Here is a 14,864-nt window from a genome sequence, read left to right as displayed (position 1 = left end):
GTACCTCGTGCGGATGGTCCGTACGGGTACGCATCGTGGGGGAGGGCGGCCGGGATGAACGACACCCAGGTGACGCTGGTGGGACACGTGGCGACGCAGGTGGACTACAAGGAGACGGCGCACGGCCCGTCGGCGAGGTTCCGTTTCGCGGTCACCCCGCGCTGGTTCGACCGGCGCAAAGAGGCCTGGACCGACGGGACGACCAGCTTCTACACGGTGTGGGCGCGGCGGGCGCTGGCCGTGAACCTGGCGGGGTCCGTGGCGGTCGGCGAACCGCTCGTGGTGCACGGGAGGCTGCGGGTGCGGGAGGACCCACCCGACGGGGAGGGCCCCCGGTGGGTGTCGGCGGAGATCGACGCCACGGCGGTGGGGCACGACCTCAGCCGCGGTACGGCCGCGTTCCGCCGGGTCATCAGGACGGACACCCCACTGATGGCCACTCAGAAGGCGGCGGTGGGCTGAGTGTTCGAGGCGGTTAGGATTTCCCGGTACTCACGGGCACCTGGGTCCCTGGCCCGAAGGGGAAGACTGTGTCGACTGCCGTTCCCGCATCCTCCGCTCCTCGTTCCGCTTCAAGTTCCGTCCCGCTTCCTGCTCCTGCTCCCGTTCCTGCGCTCGCTGCTCCGGCGCCCTCTGTTACTGCGTCCCCCGTTCCGCTCTCCGCTCCCCGGAGAGCGCCGGACGACGTCCCCGGTTCGCCGGCGGGTGGCGCTCCCCGGTCGGCCGCCGCCGTACGGGCCGCCGCCGGGCGGCCGTTCGCGGTCGCCCTGCTGGCTGCGGCCCTCACCGCCGCGCCCGGCGCCCGGGCCGCGGCCGACGCCGGGCCGGTGGCGCCCCGGACACCCGAGGGCGCGAGCGCCGTGCTGGACGGGCTGAAGACGTACGGGCAGGCGGTCCTGCACGCAGGGGACGGCTCCGTCCGGCAGATCCCGGCCGGGCTCTACGAGATGCGCGTCGACGGCGGCGGGATGCTCCAGACGTACGGGGTGGGCGTGGCCGGACAGGCCCAGCCCCAGGCCCGGTACACCGAGAGCGGCTGGAACGGCAGCCCGCTCGCGGGGAACGGGGAGGCGGGCCGGATCCGCTGGATCCTGGAGCACTCCTACCCGCAGCTCAACGATCTGGCCGGGCTCGCCAAGGCGGCCGGTGCCGGGGCGCTCACCGCGGAGAGCGCGGCCGCCGGTACCCAGGTGGCGATCTGGCGGCTGGCCGACGGGGTGCAGGTGGAGGCCGCGGACCCGGCGGCGGAGAAGCTCGCCGATTACCTCCAGCGGGCGGCGGGCCGGCTGCCCGAGCCTCCGGCCTCGCTGGGTCTGGACCCCGGCGACGTGTCGGGGCCCGTGGGGACCCGGCTCGGGCCGGTGACCGTACGGACCGGGGCGCAGAGCGTGTCCGTGGTCCCGGACGCAGCGGCCGTCGCGATGGGCGTACGGGTGGTGGATGCCGAAGGGCAGCCGCTGACCACCGCCCGGCACGGCAGCCGCCTGTACTTCGAGGTGCCCGCCGGCACCCCCGACGGGATCGCCTCGGTCACCGTCCAGGGCGCCACGAAGGTACCGGTCGGGCGGGTCTTCACCAGCGGGGTGCCCGCCCAGGCGCAGATCGTGGCGGGCTCCAGCGAATCCGCGGCCACCGCCACGGCGACCGCGCTCTGGCCCCAGGCCCCGGCGGAGCCCGTGGGCACGGCCGGGGGCGGCGCGGCCGCACCGGCGCCCACGACCAGCGGCTCGGGCACGGTCACCCTGGGCGTACCGGCGGGAGCCGTCACGCAGGAGTCCCCGGAGGAGGGACGCCTGGCGACCAGCGGCAGTTCGGCGGCGACCCCGGTCATCGCCTCGCTCGCGGTGGGCCTGGTGGTCCTGGGCGGCCTCGTGGTCCTGCTGCTGCGCAAGCGCCCGCTGGACGAAGAGGAGCACTTCTAGGAGGCGTAGGTGGGCGGCTAAGAGGGAGCGTTCAGGGTGCTGGGGCCACTGTGGCGGGTGGGCCGGCTGCGCCGGGTGGCGGCCGGGCTGATTCCGGATCCCTACCCCTGGGTAGGCGCTGGTGATGGCTGACCAGGAACTGACATGGCAGGGCGCGGTCGCCCGGTGGGACCGGGGACTGTTCGACTTCGTGGCCCGGCGGCACTGGCCCGGCGCCGACCGGGTGCTGCCGAGGCTGGGACGGGCCGCGAACCACGGCGTGCTGTGGGGCGGGGCCGCCGCCGGCATCGCCCTCTTCGGATCGGCCCGGGCCCGCAAGGCCGCCGTGCGCGGGGTCGCCTCGCTGGCGCTGGCCTCCGCGACGATCAACACCGTGGGCAAGTGGTCCGTACGCCGCCCCCGGCCGCTGCTGCACGGCGTACCGGCGGTGCGGCAGCTGGCGACCCAGCCACAGACCACCTCGTTCCCCTCCGGGCACTCGGCGTCGGCCTTCGCCTTCACCGCCGGGCTGGCGCTGGAGTCCCCGGGCTGGGGCGCCGCTCTGGCTCCGGTGGCCGCGTCCGTGGCCTTCTCCCGCGTGTACACCGGGGTGCACTACCCCTCCGACGTGGTCGCGGGTGCGGCGCTGGGCGTGGCCGCGGGGTTCGTCGTACGCAGGCTGGCGCGGGACGTCCAGCAGGCCCGCGTGGTGCCCGGTGACGAGCGGACGGCCGCCGGGGCTCCCGCGCTGCCCGACGGCGACGGGCTCACGGTGGTGGTCAACACCTGGTCGGGGACCGCGGCGCAGGCGGGGCTCGCGGCCCTGCGCACCCGGCTCCCCAAGGCCGAGGTGATCGAATGGAAGGACGGGGACCTGCCCGCCGAACTGGCGGCGGCGGCCTCCCGGGCCACCGTGCTCGGCGTGTGCGGAGGCGACGGCACCGTCAACGCGGCCGCGGTCGCCGCACTGCAGGCCGGGGTACCGCTGGCGGTGTTCCCCGGAGGCACCCTCAACCACTTCGCGCTGGACCTGGGCCTCGCCGGGGTCGAGGACACCTGCCGCGCCGTGCAGGCGGGCCACGCGGTCCACGTCGGCGTGGGCCGCTTCAGCCCGGGCCCGGACGGCGCCGCGGCCGGCTACTTCCTGAACAACTTCAGCATCGGCGCCTACCCGGAGCTGCTGCGCCACCGGCTGCACTGGGCCCCGCGCATCGGCGGCGGCCCGGCCGCGCTGCTGGCCGCCTGGAAGGTGCTGCGCGCCGAGCGGCCGGTGCGGCTGCGGCTGGCCGGGCGACCGCTGCATGCGTGGCTGCTCTTCGTGGGCAACGGCACCTACCAGGGCACCGGCCCCACCCCCCGCCGCCGGGACGACCTCGGCGAGGGGCTGCTGGACGTCCGGCTCGTCCGAGGCGGAGGCCGCCCGGGCCCCCGCCTCCTCGCCGCCGCGCTGGCGGGCCCGCTGACCCGGTCCCCGGTCCATGTGGCCACCCGGCTGCGGAGCCTGCGGATCGCGGAGATCCCGGCGGGCACCCCGATCGCCTACGACGGCGAGTACGCGAAGGCCCCGGCCGCCCTGGTCCTGGACGAGCTCCCCGACGCCCTGACCGTCTACCGCCCCCGGACGTGACGCTTCCATTTGAACTCGTTCGATTTGCCCGTCCGAACCGCCTACAGTGGCCCGGTACAAGATCGTGTGATCTTGTGAAAACCAAAACAGGGGTGCTGTCTGTGAAGTTGTCCCGGATCGCCGCGGTGGTCACCGCCGCTGCCATTGCTCCGGCCGTTCTGCTCGCCTCGCCGGCCCTCGCCGACGACCACGCCTCGGCCGTCGGCCGGCCCTCCTCGCCCACGGCTCCTGACCAGAGCCCGGCCGAGGCGGCCACCGGCACGGCGGCGAACCCGGCCCCGGCCGGGAACACCCCCGCTCAGCCCTCCGGCCCGACCGCGGCCGACCGGCAGGCCGAAGCCGACCGGATAGAGATCCTGCGGCTCATGCACGCGGCGCCGCGCGACTCCGTCTTCCGGGAGCGCGGCAGCAAGGCCCTCGACGCCGGTCCCGCGGCGATGCGCGTCTTCCTGGAGACGGGCCAGTTCGCGGCCCGCACCGAGGACGAGCGCATCGAGATCGCCCGCATCATCAGCGACCCGAAGGCGGGCCGCGGGGTGCGCGGGGCGGGCCGCCAGGCCCTGCGCGGCTCCGCGGCCGACGTCCACGCCTTCATCGTGACCGGCCAGCACGAGGCCCGCTTCGACGACGACCGGGTCGAGACGGCCCGGATCATCGGCAAGGCCGCGGCGGGATCGGGGCTGCGCGAGCAGGCCGTGAAGGTCCTGCGCCGGAGCGTCCCGGCCGAGCTGCGCGCCTTCGTCGAGACCGGCCAGTACCGGGCTCAGGCCGAGGACGACCTGGTCGAGCTGGCCCGGATCGACGAGGCCGAGGACGGCCCGATCCTGTCCGAGGAGATCAGCAAGCTGCTGAACGGCAGCCCGACCCCCGCCGAGCTGCGTCACTTCCTGGAGGTGACCCAGTACGAGCTGCGCGACGAGGACAACTACCTGCGCATCTCCAAGCTCATCAACGACGGCGGCGCCGAGGTGAAGGCCGCGGGCAAGGCGGCCCTCAAGGGCTCCGCCCAGGACCGCGTCGCCTTCCTCAAGACCGGCCAGCATGAGGCCCGCGCCAAGGACAAGGCCGCCGAGGGCACCGCCAAGCCCGACACGGGCACCGGCACCGGCACGGGCGTCCAGCCCGTCGTCGTCACCACGGGCACGGGCACGGGCTCGGGCACAGGCACCGGCACCACCGGCACGACCACCACGGTCACGACGGGCGCCGGTAACGGCAACCTGACGGTCACCGGCAGCGGCGGTTCCCTCGCCTCCACCGGCGCCGGTTCCGACACCGCGCTCGCCGCGGGCGGCGCCGGAGCCGCGCTCGTCGCGGGCGCGGGCCTGATCCTGGCCGCACGTACGCGCCGGGCGGCCTCCAAGGCCTGAGGCCCACCGCGCAGGACACCGTGAGGGGGCGCCGCCGCAAGGGCGGCGCCCCCTCCGCGCTCCCGCCGTCTCACTCCTGCGGGAGCGCCACGACCTCCGCGCCGACGCCGAGGTCGGCCCGCATCGCACCGCGCATGACCACCCACTGTTCGTTGGCCCGCAACAGACCGGTCTGTATCTCCTCGAACGAGCTGCCGGGTGCGGAGGTGCCCTCCTCCAGGCGCATCACCCGGTCGTACATCCGCGCAAGGTTCTGCGTCATGGAGTCCAGCTCCGCCAGGACCGCGTCCGAAGCGGCCATCTGGGCCTCCGCGAAGGCGTTGTGCATGGAGTGGCGGGCGTCCTCCATGACCGTCCGGGCCTCCGGGGTGGCCTCTGCCTTGTGGACGAGCCACAGGTACCGCATGAGCTCGATGCGGTAGCGGCGGTACCCGGCGTTCGCGCTCACGTAGCAGTCACGGCGCCGCGCCAGCTCGGCGACCTGCTGTTCACGGACCCACTGGGTGTCGGCCACCTGCTCCTCACGCGCGAAGCGGTCCGACTCGGCGCGTGCGAGCAGCCGCTGCGACAGGACGGGGGCGAGCAGGGTGCCCGCCACGGCGATCGTCGTGCCGGCGAGCGCCAGCAAGGTGTTGTCCACGTTTCCTCCGAGATGAAGCTGCGGTCCGTGAGGGCGGAGAGCGAGGGGGCCGGCCGTCAGGGGCTGAGCGCGGCCCGCTCGGCGCCGCCGCCCTCCACGTCGCCCTCCACGCCGAGATCGGCCCGCATCGCGCCGAGCATCCGCTCCCACTGCTCCCACAGCCGGGCGAAGTCCGTGCGGATCTCGTCGAACGATCCGTCCGGGTCGGGAGTGCCCTCCTCCAGGCACATGATCCGGCGGTAGGTCTCCGACAGTGACTTCGTCATGTCGTTCAGCTCGGCAAGGACCTCGGCGGACGCGACCATCTGCGTCTCGGCCAGGACGGAGTGGTGATCGCGCCGGGCCTCTTCGACCGCTTCCCGCGCCTGCGCGGTCACGGCGCCCTTGTGCACGGTCCACAGGAAGTTCATCAGCTGCGTCCGGTAGCGGCGGAAGGCCGCGTTGACGTTCGTGTAGCCCTCGCGGCGCCGGCCCGTCTCGACGACGTGCTGCTCGCGCAGCCACTGGGCCTCGGCTTCCTGCTGCTGGTGCGCGAACTGCTGCGACTGCACGCGGGCCATCAGGCGCTGCGACAGCACGGTGGCTATGAGCGTGCCGGTGACGCCCACCACCGCGGCCGCCAATCCGATGAGTGCGCTCCCCACTGACCCCCCTGAACCCGCTGCCCCCGGCCCGCCCGATTCCCCGGACCGCCGTCACGTCACCGGCATTCTGCCGTGGGGAGAGGCACGGCCGAGCCCCTTTTCCGGCCCGCACACACCGGCTGCGAGCCTGGTGAGCACGACTTCGGCTACCCTCCGTGTCCGCCCGGCCACGGCCTCCTGCGCCGTCCCAGCTCAGGGGCGCCGGCCATACGCGTTTCCCCCGGGGGATGGACGTACGGCAAGATGGGGTGTATCTGCCCACCCATCGATCTGCCGGACGGTTTCTCTTGGCTGAGTTCATCTACACCATGCGCAAGACGCGCAAGGCGCACGGCGACAAGGTGATTCTTGATGACGTCACCCTGAACTTCCTGCCCGGCGCGAAGATCGGTGTGGTCGGCCCGAACGGCGCCGGTAAGTCCACCGTTCTGAAGATCATGGCGGGCCTGGAGCAGCCGTCCAACGGCGACGCGTTCCTGTCGCCCGGCTTCACCGTCGGCATCCTCATGCAGGAGCCCAAGCTCGACGACTCGAAGACCGTGCTGGAGAACGTCCAGGACGGCGCCGCCGAGGTCATGGGCAAGCTCAAGCGCTTCAACGAGGTCGCCGAGCTGATGGCGACCGACTACACCGACGCGCTCATGGACGAGATGGGCAAGCTCCAGGAGGACCTGGACCACGCCAATGCCTGGGACCTCGACGCCCAGCTGGAGCAGGCCATGGACGCCCTGGGCTGCCCGCCCGGCGACTGGCCCGTCACCAACCTCTCCGGTGGCGAGAAGCGCCGCGTCGCGCTCTGCAAGCTGCTGATCGAGGCCCCGGACCTGCTGCTCCTCGACGAGCCCACCAACCACCTCGACGCCGAGTCGGTGAACTGGCTGGAGCAGCACCTCTCGCAGTACAAGGGCGCCGTCGTGGCCGTCACCCACGACCGGTACTTCCTGAACAACGTCGCCGAGTGGATCCTCGAACTCGACCGCGGCCGCGCGCACCCGTACGAGGGCAACTACTCCACCTACCTGGAGAAGAAGGCCACCCGTCTCAAGGTCGAGGGCCGCAAGGACGAGAAGCGCCAGAAGCGCCTCAAGGAAGAGCTTGAGTGGGTGCGGTCCAACGCCAAGGGGCGCCAGACCAAGTCCAAGGCCCGTCTGGCCCGCTACGAGGAGATGGCGGCCGAGGCGGACAAGATGCGGAAGCTGGACTTCGAGGAGATCCAGATCCCGCCGGGCCCGCGTCTGGGCTCCATCGTCGTCGAGGTCAACAACCTCTCGAAGGCCTTCGGTGACAAGGTCCTCATCGACGACCTGTCGTTCACGCTGCCGCGCAACGGCATCGTCGGCATCATCGGCCCCAACGGTGCCGGCAAGACCACGCTCTTCAAGATGATCCAGGGCCTGGAGACGCCGGACTCCGGCGCCATCAAGGTCGGCGAGACCGTCAAGATCAGCTACGTCGACCAGTCCCGCGCCAACATCGACCCCAAGAAGACCCTCTGGGCGGTCGTGTCGGACGAGCTGGACTACATCAACGTCGGCCAGGTCGAGATGCCGTCCCGCGCGTACGTCAGCGCCTTCGGCTTCAAGGGTCCGGACCAGCAGAAGCCGGCCGGCGTCCTGTCCGGCGGTGAGCGCAACCGCCTGAACCTGGCCCTGACGCTCAAGGAGGGCGGCAACCTGCTGCTCCTCGACGAGCCCACCAACGACCTCGACGTCGAGACGCTCTCCTCCCTGGAGAACGCCCTGCTCGAGTTCCCCGGTGCGGCCGTGGTCATCTCCCACGACCGTTGGTTCCTCGACCGGGTCGCCACCCACATCCTCGCGTACGAGGGTGACTCCAAGTGGTACTGGTTCGAGGGCAACTTCGAGTCCTACGAGAAGAACAAGGTCGAGCGCCTCGGTGCGGACGCCACCCGCCCGCACCGTGCCACCTACAAGAAGCTCACCCGAGGCTGAGGCCGCGAAGATGGCCAGACACCAGTACCGGTGCCCCCTGCGCTGGGCGGACATGGACGCCTTCGGGCACGTCAACAACGTCGTCTTCCTCCGTTACCTGGAGGAGGCGCGGATCGACTTCATGTTCCGCCTCGCGCCGGGGGAGGGCAGCGAGTCCTTCACGGGCGGATCCGTCGTGGCCCGCCACGAGATCGACTACAAGCTGCCCCTCGTGCACCGTCACGAGCCGGTCCTCATCGAGTCCTGGGTGACCCGGATCGGTGCGGCGTCCCTGACCATCCGCTACGAGGTCAAGGACGAGGCGACCGACAGCGCGCCCGAGACGGTGTACGTGCGCGCCGAGACCGTGGTCGTCCCGTACAACCTCGCCGAGGGGCGGCCCCGCCGCATCACGGCCGAGGAGAAGCAGTTCCTCCAGGAGTACCTCGACGGGCCCGAGGCCCCCAAGGGTTCCGAAGGGCGCCTCGCGGCATGAGCGGACCGTTGCATTTCGCCGACTCCGGGGAGGCGGCGGACCTCGCCGCCTTCCTGGGGCGGCTGGTGCACTACGACCGCGCGGCCGCCGTCCGCCTCCAGGCCGGCGGCCGCGCGCTCGCCGTCTTCGGGCGGCCGCCGTCCTTCGAGGTCCTCGCCATCCGTACGGTGCGGCTCGCCGCGCCCGTCGGCACCCCGCTGGACGTCACCGTCTCGGCGGGGGAGCTGCTGGAGTCCGTCGACGAGGCCGCGGCCTCGGCCCTCGTACCCGGCTCGGTCACCGGACCGCCCTGGGCGGGCCTGCTCCCGCCCCGCGGCGGCTGGCAGCAGCTGCCCGGACTGCCCGGCCCCGAGCAGATGCGGGACGCCGTCGCGGCAGCCGTGGCCGAGTTCCGGACCCGCGACGAGGCCCTGCCCGTGCAGCACCGGACCCGCTCGGAGCGCGACCGCATCGGCCGCGAGATATGGTCCCGGACGCTGGGCGACACCGAGCTCCCGCTGCGGGTCGTGCACGCCGCGCAGTCCCTCGGCTTCCTGCGGCCGGTCCGCTCGGCCGTCCCTGCGGCCCCCGCCGGCCTCCAGGCCCCTGCGGTCCCCGCCACCGGCGCCCCGGCTCCCGTGGCCCTGCTGGCCTCCGGCAGCTGGCTGCGCCTGCGCACCCCGTACGGCTCCGTCGCCACCCGCCGCCCCGGCAGCAGCTCCGGCCTGGGCGCCCTCCAGGTCCGCCCCGTCTGAGCGGTCCGATCGGGCCGCTCCGGACCTAGCCCGCGGTGTTGATCATCGACGCGGCGGCGTACGTCAGGTACTTCCACAGCTGCGCCTCGTGCTCCGGCGCCAGCCCCAGCTCGTCCAGGGCCACCCGCATGTGCGCGAGCCAGGCGTCGTGCGCCGCGGCATCCACCTGGAACGGGGCGTGCCGCATCCGCAGGCGCGGGTGCCCGCGGTGCTGGCTGTAGGTGGTGGGGCCGCCCCAGTACTGGATCAGGAACAGCGTGAAGCGCTCCTCGGCGGGACCGAGGTCCTCTTCCGGGTACATCGGGCGCAGCAGCGGGTCCTGTGCGACCCCCTCGTAGAACCGCCGCACGAGGCGGCGGAAGGTCTCCTCGCCGCCGACCTGCTCGTAGAAGGTCTGCTCCTGAAGTGCGCCCCGCGGAATCTCATTCACCCGACCATCGTCTCAGACACCCGGACGGAGTACTCCGGACCTAGGACCGCCCGCGGTCGCCTGCGGAGGCCACCCGCAGGACAGTGGAGACATGGGCGCTGAAACCCCAGGCACCGAGGTACGGGACCTGCGCGAGACCGCGCACGCCGCCCAGGTGCGGGAACTGACGGCCGCCGGGGCACTGGACGACCCCGCATGGCGGGCCGCCTTCGCGGCCGTGCCCCGGCACGTCTTCGTCCCCTACTTCTGGACCGGGCGCGGCGCCGGCCACGAACGCCTGTGGGGCGACGACCCAGACCCCGTGCAGCGCGCCCGCTGGCTGCGCGGTGTGTACACCGACGCCCCCCTCGCCACCCGGCTGCGCGACGGCGAGCTGCTCTCCTCCAGCAGCCAGCCGTCGCTGATGGCGAAGATGCTGGCGGCCCTCGACGTGCGCGACGGCGACAACGTGCTGGAGATCGGCGCGGGCACCGGCTACAACGCCGCCCTGCTCTGCCACCGGCTCGGCGAGGACCTGGTCACCACCGTGGACCTCGACGAGGAGATCACCGAGTCGGCGCGGACCCACCTGGCCCAGCTCGGCTACCACCCGGCCGTGGTCACCGGCGACGGCGCCCGCGGCTGCCCCTCACGGGCCCCCTTCGACCGGATCATGGTGACCTGCACTCTGCCCCTGATCCCGCCCGCCTGGCCCGGCCAGTGCCGCCCGGGCGCCCGCATCCTGGCCCCCCTGTCGACGGGCCTGATCGCCCTCACGGTCCGGGACCCGGCCTTCGCGGAGGGCCGCTTCCTGCACACCTCGGCGTACTTCGTCCCGCTGCGCGGGGCCACGGCGGGGGCGCCCTCCGCCGAGACCGCGGCGCTGCAGTCCCTCCCGTACGAGCTGGTGGAGAACGAGCGCTTCCAGTTCATGCTCGTCCTGACCGCGGGCGTCCTCCACCCCCGCGAGGCCCTGGACCTCTGGCGCCGCGAGGGCCGCCCGCCCCGCGAACGCTTCGGCGTCACGGTCACCCCGCAAGGCCAGTGGTCCTGGCTGGACGACCCCCAGGGCCCTTACGTATGGCCGCTGGGGGAGGTCTGAATCAGCTGCGGCGGATCGTGATCGTGGTCCAGGCGCCCACGTGGACGCGGTCGCCGTCGGAGAGGGGGATCGGGACGTAGGGCTGGATGGGGTCCTCGCCGCCGTTGATCGTGGTGCCGTTGGTGGAGTTCTGGTCCACCACCGCCCAGCTGAGGTCCGGCTGCTGGACCAGGACCGCGTGCTGGTGGGAGACGCCCGGGTCCTCCGGGGGGACCGACAGGTCGATGTCCGGGGACTCGCCCGTGGAGGCGCGGCGGCGGCCGATGGTGATCTGGCCGCCGGACAGCGGGAGGTGCTGCTCCGGGGAGTACGCGGGCAGGTTGAGCCCGGCCGCCTCCGGGCCGCTGCGCTGCATCATCGCCATGAAGTACGAGCGGTCGGGGCCGATCGTCGCCGTCCAGCCGCCGCCCTGGGACGGGAAGGGCTGGTACTGCTGCTGGTGCTGGTACTCCGGCTGCTGCTGCGGCGGGGGCTGCTGCTGGTACTGGGGCTGCGGAGGCTGCTGGTACTCCTGCTGCTGCTCGTGGACCGGCGGGGGCAGCAGCCAGTCGTCCTCGCGCTGGAGCGGCTCGGCCGGCCGGTTGACCCGGGACGGCCGCGAGCCCTGGTACTCGAAGTGGTCCTGGGAGTACGTCCCGGGAGCCGGTACGGGCGGCGCCGGAGGGGGCGGCGGGGGCGTGGCGCCGGATCCCTGGGGGCCCGTCTCCGGGGTGAGCGGGGCGTACGAGGTCGCCGTACGCGTCAGGAAGTTGTAGCGGCACTCCTCGCAGAACGGAGCCATGGCCTCGCGCGGGGTCCGGCACTGCGGGCAGAGTTCGGCCTGGGCGGTGGCGTCACCGGGGGTCGGGGGGAAGCCGTAGCCGTACGAGGGCGCCGCGGAGGTGCTCTCGGATGCGGCCATGCGGTGGCCGCAGACCTCGCACCAGTCGTCGGACGCGGACTGGTGCCCGTTCGGGCAGGTCGGCATGGCGGCGCTTCCCCCTTCTTCTCCCTGCGTCATCACGTCAGGTCTTGTGGTCTTCTCAGGTCTTCTTCACTCGGACGGTCTGCGTCGATCGCGTTTCAAGAGTCATCTCGTCGGCATCGGCGACCCTCGCCTTCAGCCGCACAGTACCGTTCACCGCGTCCACGACATCCACCACCTTCGCGAGCAGTTTCGCAGTGTCGGCGTTCCCCGAAGCGCTCGCCAGCTGTACCGCTCGTCCGAGTTTGGCGGTGGCACCATCGACATCGCCCATTTTGCGGGCTTCCAGGCCCTGCTGGATAGCCTGCGCGAGCTCCGCCTGGCCGGTGTAGTGGGCGACCTGCGGGTTGATGGCGGTGGAGGCGACCAGATCGTTCGTCCACACCGCGCGCACCAGGCCCTGGGCCAGGGTCGTCGGCGGCTCTCCGGCCGGCCCCGGCAGGACGAGGGTGGCACGGGCCGCGAGCATCTCCTGGCCGACGTTCGCGTCGGGGACGCGCACGCACACGTGGTACTCGCGGGACTCGTCGCCCCAGGACCCCGTCGGGTAGTCGCCCGCGCGCGGGCCCGCCTCGACGCGGCGGTCGGTGAGGTCCTGGACCGTGGGCGCGACCTGCTTGACGTACTGGATCTCCACGCCGACCGGGGTCCACAGGCGCAGTGCGACGTCCGCGACCTCCTTGCCCATGACGTTCTCCATCATGCGCGTGAAGTCCTCGGCCAGGTGCGCCGGGTCGGCCACGATGTCGGCGGAGCCGAGCAGGGCCCCGGCGATGCCCGTCACCTCCTTGACCTCCCAGTCGGTGCCCACCCCGCGGGCGTCGCAGGTGAAGCGGCCCGCGCACGCGTCGAGGGTGGCGCGCAGCACGGCCGGTTCCTCGTGCTCGTTGCGGCCGTCGGTGAGCAGGATGCCGTGCCGGATGGCGGCCGGGGACTGGCGCAGCAGCCCGTCGGCGAGGCGCAGCCAGGTCCCGATGGCGGTGCCGCCGCCGGAGGTCAGGCCGCGCAGGGCCTCCTTGGCCTGGGCCCGCGTGGCGGGATCGGCGACGGCGAGGCGGCCCTGACCCGGGTAGACCTCCTTGGCCACGTGCGTGCCGGCGATCACGGCGAAGGAGGTGCCGTCGCGCAGGGTGTCGACGGCGGCGGCCGTGGCCTCGCGGGCGCCGCGCATCTTGTCGGGCGGGTACTCCATGGAACCGGAGCAGTCGACCATGATCACGACCGCGGCCGAGCCCTGGGCCGCCGCCGCGCGGGTGGCGGTCGCGCCGCCCGTGGAGGTGACCGTGACGATCGCGTGGACGTCCCGCCCGCCCTCGGGGAGGAACTCGTTCTGGTACACCTCCACGCTGAAGCGCGGGGCGCTCGGCTTGGCGAAGTTCGCCATCGGTTGGACTCCTCGGTGGTGTCTCGTCGGACGGACTGGGTCAGGGAGCGGTTGCCGGGCGCCACGAGTCCAGCCCGGTCGGCGGGACACCGCCCGGGGCCCGGGCAGGAGGGTCAGGCCCGGGGGTGCGCGTCCGGACCGGCCGCCGGTCCTGCTTCCGCTTCCGCTGCCCCGGCCGGTTCCGTTTGCGGGGCGGGGCGGGGGTCGGGGAGCGCGGCGAACGGGACGACGGCCACCGTCACGTTGTCGTGGCCGCCGCCGTCGAGGGCGTGGCCCACGAGGACCTGCGCACTGTGCAGGGGCCGGGTGGCGGCGTCGGCGGGCAGCACCTGGGCCATCTCCCGGGCGGACTCGGCGTAGTTCCACAGGCCGTCGGTGCAGACCACGACCACACCGGCGTGGTCCGGCTTGAAGGTGGCCGTGTGCGGTTCGAGGTCGTAGGCGTCGGCGCCCAGCCAGCCGGTGATCGCGTGCGCGCGGACGTCGGCGTAGGCCTCGGCCTCGCCCATCAGTCCGGCCGCGACCATCTGGGCCGCCCAGGAGTCGTCCTCGGTGAGCCGGCGCGGCAGGGCGGCGCGGTCGTCGGGGACCCAGTAGGCCCGGCTGTCGCCCACCCAGCCGATGGTCAGCAGGCCGCCGCTGACGACGGCTCCGACCAGGGTGCACGCGGGGGCGTTCTGTGCGCCGGGGACTTCGGGGGCCAGGGCGTTCACGGCGGCCGCGGCCGCCAGGATCGCCTCGTGCATGGCCTCCTGGGGGTGGGCGCCGCGCGGGAGCGCGTCGAGCAGCGCCTCGTTGGCGGCGCCCGCCGCCGCGGCCGAGGCCTCGTCGGGGCGGCTCGCGGACGAGACGCCGTCGCAGACGATGGCCACGGTGGCGGCGGACCCGTCGGGCAGGGCGGTGGCGGCCACGGCGAAGGAGTCCTCGTTGCGGTGGTGGCGCAGTCCGCGGTCGCTGACGGCGGCGACGCTGCCGAGCTCCTCCTCCAGGTGGTCGCGCTCGCGGGGCTGGGCGTGGCCGCAGTGCTCGCAGTACCCGTCGGTGTCGACCCGGCCGGCCCGGCAGGCCACGCAGGTCTTCCCGCCCTCGGCCGCGGCGCCCTGCGGTTCGGCTTCCGCACCGTCCGCCTCGGCGGCCTCCGGTACTGCGGCGTACGGGCTCTCGGGCGCGGGGCCCCCTGCGTACGGGGCGCCCTCCGGTGCGGCGGCGTACGGGGCTTCGGGCGCGGGCCCCGCTGCGTACGGCTCGGCGGGCGGGGTCGCGGCCGCGGGCGCAGGCGCCGCGTACGGTTCCTCGGCCGGGCCCCACGGGACGCCCTCCGGCGGTGTGCCGGAGCCCGCCCGCAGGTCGTAGCGGGGCTCGGCCACCGGCCAGGGCGCGCCGCCCTGCGGCGGGGTCGCGGCCGCCGCCGCGCCCTGTTCCGTCGGGCTCGCGGACCAGCCGCCGCCCGCGTCACCGACCAGCGTGGGCGCCGCGCCGGAGACACTGCCCCACCCGGGCGCGGGTTCCGCCGCGGGCGCCTCGGCGGGACGGCCCGCGGAGACGGCCGGGCGGGCCGGCGGGGCGGCGGAGACTGCGTAGCCGCAGACACCGCAGAAACGGTCCCCCTCTTCGAGGGGTTCCGCGCAGCTGGGGCAGCCAGACGGCCGATGCATCGACATC

Annotated in this window: 14 protein-coding genes; 8 read left to right on the top strand and 6 right to left on the bottom strand. The window is 73.6% G+C overall.

What is annotated here, in order from left to right:
• Positions 1-54: 54 nt before the first annotated feature.
• The 4 genes from IO30_RS0134965 (at position 55) to IO30_RS0134950 (ending at position 4,898) form a co-directional block, all read left to right on the top strand.
• Positions 55-462 carry a single-stranded DNA-binding protein gene (locus IO30_RS0134965; protein WP_031149888.1) on the top strand — a complete coding sequence of 136 codons (408 nt, stop codon included), beginning with the start codon at positions 55-57 and terminating at the stop codon, positions 460-462.
• A 365-nt stretch (positions 463-827) separates the two neighbouring features.
• Entirely contained in the window at positions 828-1,922 is a 1,095-nt protein-coding gene (locus IO30_RS0134960; RefSeq protein ID WP_234321913.1) for a thioester domain-containing protein, read from the top strand.
• Between the two features lie 124 nt (positions 1,923-2,046).
• Positions 2,047-3,528 carry a bifunctional phosphatase PAP2/diacylglycerol kinase family protein gene (locus tag IO30_RS0134955; RefSeq protein WP_031149884.1) on the top strand — a complete coding sequence of 494 codons (1,482 nt, stop codon included), beginning with the start codon at positions 2,047-2,049 and terminating at the stop codon, positions 3,526-3,528.
• Between the two features lie 101 nt (positions 3,529-3,629).
• Positions 3,630-4,898 carry an ALF repeat-containing protein gene (locus IO30_RS0134950; RefSeq protein WP_031149882.1) on the top strand — a complete coding sequence of 423 codons (1,269 nt, stop codon included), beginning with the start codon at positions 3,630-3,632 and terminating at the stop codon, positions 4,896-4,898.
• Positions 4,899-4,968: 70 nt separating this feature from the next.
• Here IO30_RS0134950 and IO30_RS0134945 read toward each other — a convergent pair whose 3' ends face one another.
• Both IO30_RS0134945 and IO30_RS42450 read right to left on the bottom strand, forming a co-directional pair.
• Positions 4,969-5,538, bottom strand: coding sequence for a hypothetical protein (locus IO30_RS0134945; RefSeq protein ID WP_031149880.1), 570 nt, complete (start codon positions 5,536-5,538; stop codon positions 4,969-4,971).
• 56 nt (positions 5,539-5,594) lie between these two features.
• The gene (locus tag IO30_RS42450; RefSeq protein ID WP_157853441.1) at positions 5,595-6,182 is read right to left on the bottom strand and encodes a hypothetical protein; all 588 of its coding nucleotides are present in this window, start codon (positions 6,180-6,182) and stop codon (positions 5,595-5,597) included.
• A 287-nt stretch (positions 6,183-6,469) separates the two neighbouring features.
• Here IO30_RS42450 and ettA point away from each other — a divergent pair, with 287 nt between their 5' ends.
• The 3 genes from ettA to IO30_RS0134925 are packed head-to-tail and all read left to right on the top strand — an operon-like array spanning position 6,470 to position 9,343.
• Complete coding sequence (ettA, locus tag IO30_RS0134935; protein ID WP_031149876.1) at positions 6,470-8,134, top strand: energy-dependent translational throttle protein EttA; 1,665 nt, start codon at positions 6,470-6,472, stop codon at positions 8,132-8,134.
• 10 nt (positions 8,135-8,144) lie between these two features.
• Entirely contained in the window at positions 8,145-8,609 is a 465-nt protein-coding gene (locus tag IO30_RS0134930) for an acyl-CoA thioesterase (protein ID WP_031149874.1), read from the top strand.
• Positions 8,606-9,343 (top strand): DUF8010 domain-containing protein, encoded by a 738-nt coding sequence (locus tag IO30_RS0134925; protein WP_031149872.1) that lies wholly within the window; start codon positions 8,606-8,608, stop codon positions 9,341-9,343. Before IO30_RS0134930 ends, IO30_RS0134925 begins: the two co-directional genes overlap by 4 nt.
• A 25-nt stretch (positions 9,344-9,368) precedes the next feature.
• Here IO30_RS0134925 and IO30_RS0134920 read toward each other — a convergent pair whose 3' ends face one another.
• Entirely contained in the window at positions 9,369-9,773 is a 405-nt protein-coding gene (locus tag IO30_RS0134920) for a globin (protein ID WP_031149870.1), read from the bottom strand.
• Between the two features lie 91 nt (positions 9,774-9,864).
• On the opposite strand from IO30_RS0134920, the gene IO30_RS0134915 reads away from it, so the two are divergent.
• On the top strand, positions 9,865-10,854 hold the full coding sequence (locus IO30_RS0134915) for a methyltransferase domain-containing protein (RefSeq protein WP_031149868.1): 990 nt from the start codon (positions 9,865-9,867) through the stop codon (positions 10,852-10,854).
• Between the two features lies 1 nt (position 10,855).
• Here the strand turns inward: IO30_RS0134915 and IO30_RS0134910 are convergent, their stop codons facing one another.
• The 3 genes from IO30_RS0134910 to IO30_RS0134900 all read right to left on the bottom strand — a co-directional run bounded on the left by IO30_RS0134910 (position 10,856) and on the right by IO30_RS0134900 (position 14,863).
• On the bottom strand, positions 10,856-11,821 hold the full coding sequence (locus IO30_RS0134910) for an FHA domain-containing protein (protein ID WP_031149866.1): 966 nt from the start codon (positions 11,819-11,821) through the stop codon (positions 10,856-10,858).
• Between the two features lie 55 nt (positions 11,822-11,876).
• On the bottom strand, positions 11,877-13,202 hold the full coding sequence (locus IO30_RS0134905) for a VWA domain-containing protein (protein WP_031149865.1): 1,326 nt from the start codon (positions 13,200-13,202) through the stop codon (positions 11,877-11,879).
• A 113-nt stretch (positions 13,203-13,315) separates the two neighbouring features.
• Positions 13,316-14,863: a PP2C family protein-serine/threonine phosphatase gene (locus tag IO30_RS0134900; RefSeq protein WP_051902807.1), complete on the bottom strand. Its 1,548-nt coding sequence runs from the start codon at positions 14,861-14,863 to the stop codon at positions 13,316-13,318.
• Position 14,864: the final 1 nt, after the last annotated feature.

It is taken from the genome of Streptomyces xanthophaeus, assembly GCF_000725805.1.
Lineage (GTDB): Bacteria > Actinomycetota > Actinomycetes > Streptomycetales > Streptomycetaceae > Streptomyces > Streptomyces xanthophaeus.
This window is presented reverse-complemented; position numbering and strand designations above follow the sequence as displayed.

Bases quoted from the DNA above. Each gene is read 5' to 3' on its own strand.
- IO30_RS0134965 (WP_031149888.1), top strand. From the start codon at position 55: ATGAACGACACCCAGGTGACGCTGGTGGGACACGTGGCGACGCAGGTG.
- IO30_RS0134955 (WP_031149884.1), top strand. From the start codon at position 2,047: ATGGCTGACCAGGAACTGACATGGCAGGGCGCGGTCGCCCGGTGGGAC.
- IO30_RS0134930 (WP_031149874.1), top strand. From the start codon at position 8,145: ATGGCCAGACACCAGTACCGGTGCCCCCTGCGCTGGGCGGACATGGAC.
- IO30_RS0134925 (WP_031149872.1), top strand. From the start codon at position 8,606: ATGAGCGGACCGTTGCATTTCGCCGACTCCGGGGAGGCGGCGGACCTC.
- IO30_RS0134915 (WP_031149868.1), top strand. From the start codon at position 9,865: ATGGGCGCTGAAACCCCAGGCACCGAGGTACGGGACCTGCGCGAGACC.
- IO30_RS0134910 (WP_031149866.1), bottom strand. From the start codon at position 11,821: ATGCCGACCTGCCCGAACGGGCACCAGTCCGCGTCCGACGACTGGTGC.
- IO30_RS0134905 (WP_031149865.1), bottom strand. From the start codon at position 13,202: ATGGCGAACTTCGCCAAGCCGAGCGCCCCGCGCTTCAGCGTGGAGGTG.
- IO30_RS0134900 (WP_051902807.1), bottom strand. From the start codon at position 14,863: ATGTCGATGCATCGGCCGTCTGGCTGCCCCAGCTGCGCGGAACCCCTC.